The organism is Mesorhizobium sp. M7A.F.Ca.CA.002.05.1.1, from assembly GCF_003998335.1.
Classification (GTDB): Bacteria; Pseudomonadota; Alphaproteobacteria; order Rhizobiales; family Rhizobiaceae; genus Mesorhizobium.
The window spans coordinates 1-4,021 of record NZ_RZQI01000560.1 but is presented as its reverse complement, the minus strand read 5'-3'; the positions used below and the strand labels follow the sequence as shown (position 1 = coordinate 4,021).

Genomic DNA, 4,021 nt, shown 5'->3' with positions numbered 1-4,021 from the left:
GGCAAGGCGCATCAGCGTTGCCAGATTCCCCCTCATGCCGCTTCCATAAACCGGAGGCAGGCGCAACACGGCGGCGTCCGAGCGGCCGTGTAACGCGTAGGCGTCCAAAACCTTGATCTCGCCTTCGCGCTTCGAGCGTCCATAGGCGCATTGTGGGGCAGGAAGCGTGTCCTCGTCGATCGTTGCGCTGACATGCGCGCCGATCACCGCTCGGATCGAGGAGAGATGGATGAAACGTCCGCTTATCTGGGCGGCCGCGGCATGCGCCAGCCTTGCGCTCAGTTCCACATTGGCCGCCTGGTAATCGGCTTCGGTTGCATTTCCCTGATCATTGTTGAGGCCGGCGCAATGGACGACGTCAGTAATATGCCGGGTCAGTTCCAGGAAGGCGGCGGCCGGCGCATCGAAGCCGGGCATCGGCACAGTCTCGTTCTCCGAACCAAGCCTCTCGGGATGGCGGGAGGCGAGGCGAAGCTCGGCACCGGCTTCGCGAAGGTGGCGCACGACAAGGCGCCCGATGAAACCTGTCGCGCCCGTGACCAGAACCTTCATGGCCTTACCCGAAACAGCTCTCTGGTGACTGATGGAAGTGCTCGCTCTTCCATCACTGGTGCAAGTGCCTGCTCTTCCAACAAAGGAACATGGCGTCCGGAGGCGAGATATGTTCCGCTCACCATGAAGACCATCAGCACCGAGTCCAGAATGTCATGGCCGATCAGGATGCCTGTCATTCCGGCCGTCAGATAGGTGATCACCACGACAACAATCATGGTCGCGCCGAACCGCTCGCTCGGATCGTTGCTGTTTCGCAAGACCCGGGCGGCATTTCCGGCGGCAACGATAAAGATCGCCGCCAGCGTCACGGCACCCAGAATTCCCGCTTGCACCAAGGCGGTCAGGAAGCCGTTGTGAAAATGGTTGAAGCCTGTGTCCATCGCGAACTGCTCATGAAAGCCCTGCTTGATCAGATGCTGGGTTGCACCCACACCGTGCCCGAACAGTGGCATGTCATGGAATGCTTTGAGGCCGATCTCCCAAAGCGCAACACGTATTCCCAACGAGGTGTCGTAATTGCCGCCAGCCCCAAGCGCACCCCAATCGGAGCGCAAAAAGTCGACCCGCCCGGATATCGCCTGGAAGCTGGAAGCGGCGATCACGACGCCGACCGCTGCCAGCAGCAGCAGCAGGCGAACGGCATTCCTGCCTCTGAGCCTGTGCCGGTTGATCAGCATGACGGCGATGCCGGCGATCAGCAGTGCCAGCCAGACGATACGCGAGCCGGAATAGATGACGGCGATCGTCCCGGCCAGTGCCGCGTAGAAGAGTGGGGTCCGGGCTTGCTCAACACCGGACAAGGCGCCAGCCACACACATCACCACGGCAAGGCACACCACGGTTGCGAAGACGATCGGATTTCCGGCTCCCCCCTCGGCCCTGACGCCAATCCAATATTGCTGGATGACGGCCATGAGCAGCGCGGCAAAACAGGCGGCCATGCTGGAAAGCACGATGATGCGGGTAAGCGTGGTTTTCTGCGTGATGCTCCAGGTCGAATAGGACACGGGAAAAAACAGGAAGGTGACGAGCGGGATAAGATGTGGCGCATCACGGGCGAACGAATTGTTGACGATGGAAGCCAGGAGATTGGAGGCGCAGTAGGCATAGATCGCGACCGTCAACCAGATCATGGGCCGGTCGGCGTTGAAGCGCCTTTTCCGTAAAGCAATCAGCAGGGCTGACGAAAGGCCTCCGCCAGCGAATACAAAGCTGACCACCGATCCCAGTACCGGTGGAAAAAAGAAGCAAAGGACGGAGAAGTAGTTGTTGATCCGCGAAGGCGTGAATTGCTGTCTCAGGGGTGAAAGCCGGGTCAATTTTCGGGCTCGCTGTCTTCGGCAAGTTTCATGCGGCGGATCTTGTTTAGCGAAGTTGAATACGCTCGCCTCGAAATTGCCCATGATGCACTTGCCCACTTCCCGAGGCTGGTATAGCGGCTGCCCCCCATTTTCGATAGTGTATAGGGCAGATTGCCACCGAAAAGCGGCGGCAGGCGCGGGCCGACCAGAGGAAGTCCCTTGAAAGCCGCAGCTGATCCATTCAAGCAATATTTTCCCCGCGTTTTCTGGGCCGTTGAGCTTGCAGGCAGGAATTTCCGGATTTGCCGGCATCTGTGGAAAATTCATTCTCGAACCATGTGCGGCCGGGTCAGTACAGCATTGTTCTTGATAATGGCGATCTGCTAGAACGCCGGCACGAGAAGATTGTCCAGAAACAAGGCTCGAACCGGGTGCGAAGAGCTCGATGATTTGAGGCAAGGTCTTCTGTTGGAAGATACGAAAGAACGCCCACGGCCCATGACAACAGCGCTTACGCATCTTCAACGGCTTGAAGCCGAGTCCATCCATATATTCCGTGAGGTTGCGGCCGCTTTTGCCAAGCCGGTCATGCTCTATTCGGTTGGCAAGGATTCATCCGTGTTGATGCATCTGGCGATGAAGGCGTTTTATCCCGCCAAGCCGCCGTTCCCCTTTCTTCACGTCGACACGACGTGGAAGTTCCGCGAGATGATCGCCTTTCGCGATCAGATGGCGCAGAAACTCGGCTTCGATCTCCTGGTTCATGTCAATGAAGACGGCGTGCGCGACAACATCAATCCCTTCGACCATGGTTCGAACACCCACACCCATGTCATGAAGACCGTGGCGCTGCGCCAGGCGCTCGACAAATACGGTTTCGATGCGGCCTTTGGCGGCGCTCGTCGCGACGAGGAGAAATCGCGCGCCAAGGAGCGCATCTTTTCCTTCCGCAACGCCCAGCATGTGTGGGATCCGAAGAACCAGCGCCCCGAAATGTGGAAGATATTCAACACCCGCATCGCATCGGGTGAATCGATCCGCGTCTTTCCGCTGTCGAACTGGACCGAACTCGATATCTGGCAGTACATCCTGCAGGAAAGTATCCCGATCGTGCCGCTCTATTTCGCCAAGGAACGACCGGTGGTGGAACGCGACGGCATGCTGATCCTGCGGGACGACGAGCGCATGAAACTGCGCCCCGGCGAGACGGTGGAGAACAGGCTGGTGCGGTTCCGCACGCTTGGCTGCTATCCGCTGACCGGCGCCATCGAATCGGATGCCGACACGCTGGAAGCCATCGTCGGCGAAATGCTGACGGCACGCACGTCCGAACGGCAGGGTCGCCTGATCGATCGCGATGAAGCCGGCTCGATGGAAAAGAAGAAGCGCGAGGGGTACTTTTGACCATGCGCCACATCATGGCAAAGAGCCTCGCCCCCACCGACGGCGTTCGCGACTATCTGGCGGCGCAGGAGAAGAAGTCGCTGCTGCGCTTCCTGACCTGCGGCTCGGTCGATGACGGCAAGTCGACGCTGATCGGGCGCCTGCTGTCCGATACCAAGCAGATTTTCGAGGACCAACTCGCCGCGCTCGAACGCGATTCGCGCAAGCATGGAACGACGGGCGACGACATTGATTTCGCGCTGCTGGTCGACGGTCTGGAGGCCGAGCGCGAGCAAGGCATCACCATCGACGTCGCTTACCGCTTCTTCGCCACGCCGAAACGCAAATTCATCGTTGCCGACACACCTGGCCACGAGCAATACACCCGCAACATGGCCACCGGCGCCTCGACCGCCGACCTGGCGATCGTGCTGATCGATGCCCGGCAGGGTGTGCTTCGCCAGACAAGGCGGCATTCGATCATCGCCTCGCTGCTCGGCATCCGCCACGTCGTGCTGGCCGTCAACAAGATCGATCTTGTCGATTTCGATCAGGCGGTTTTCGACCGGATCGTCGAAGACTACGGGCAATTCTCGCGCGATCTCGGCTTCCAGACCATTGTGCCGATCCCGATGTCGGCCCGTTATGGCGACAATGTCAGCCGCCGGTCGGAAAGCATGGAATGGTATTCCGGTCCGACGCTGATCGAGCATCTCGAAACCGTGTCGGTCGACGAAGCGATGGTCGAACTGCCGTTTCGTTTCCCTGTCCAGTATGTCAAC

Annotated in this window: 4 protein-coding genes; 2 read left to right on the top strand and 2 right to left on the bottom strand. The window is 59.3% G+C overall.

The features are described from left to right. Positions 1 to 552, bottom strand: a 552-nt coding sequence (locus EN939_RS23945; protein ID WP_127270161.1) for an NAD-dependent epimerase/dehydratase family protein, incomplete at its 3' end; no start/stop codon positions are given. Then, a complete protein-coding gene (locus EN939_RS23940; RefSeq protein WP_127270015.1) occupies positions 549 to 1,874 on the bottom strand; it encodes an O-antigen ligase family protein in 1,326 nt (441 codons plus the stop codon). The genes EN939_RS23945 and EN939_RS23940, both read right to left, overlap by 4 nt. Positions 1,875 to 2,354: 480 nt before the next feature. On the opposite strand from EN939_RS23940, the gene cysD reads away from it, so the two are divergent. Next, a complete protein-coding gene (gene cysD / locus EN939_RS23935) occupies positions 2,355 to 3,260 on the top strand; it encodes a sulfate adenylyltransferase subunit CysD (protein ID WP_027035869.1) in 906 nt (301 codons plus the stop codon). A 2-nt stretch (positions 3,261 to 3,262) separates the two neighbouring features. Further along, positions 3,263 to 4,021 (top strand): sulfate adenylyltransferase subunit 1 (locus EN939_RS23930; protein ID WP_164751173.1); only part of this gene is annotated, 759 nt, incomplete at its 3' end.

What these genes read in the sequence shown, in the direction of transcription:
- cysD (WP_027035869.1), top strand. Translation starts at nt 2,355, where the DNA reads ATGACAACAGCGCTTACGCATCTTCAACGGCTTGAAGCCGAGTCCATC.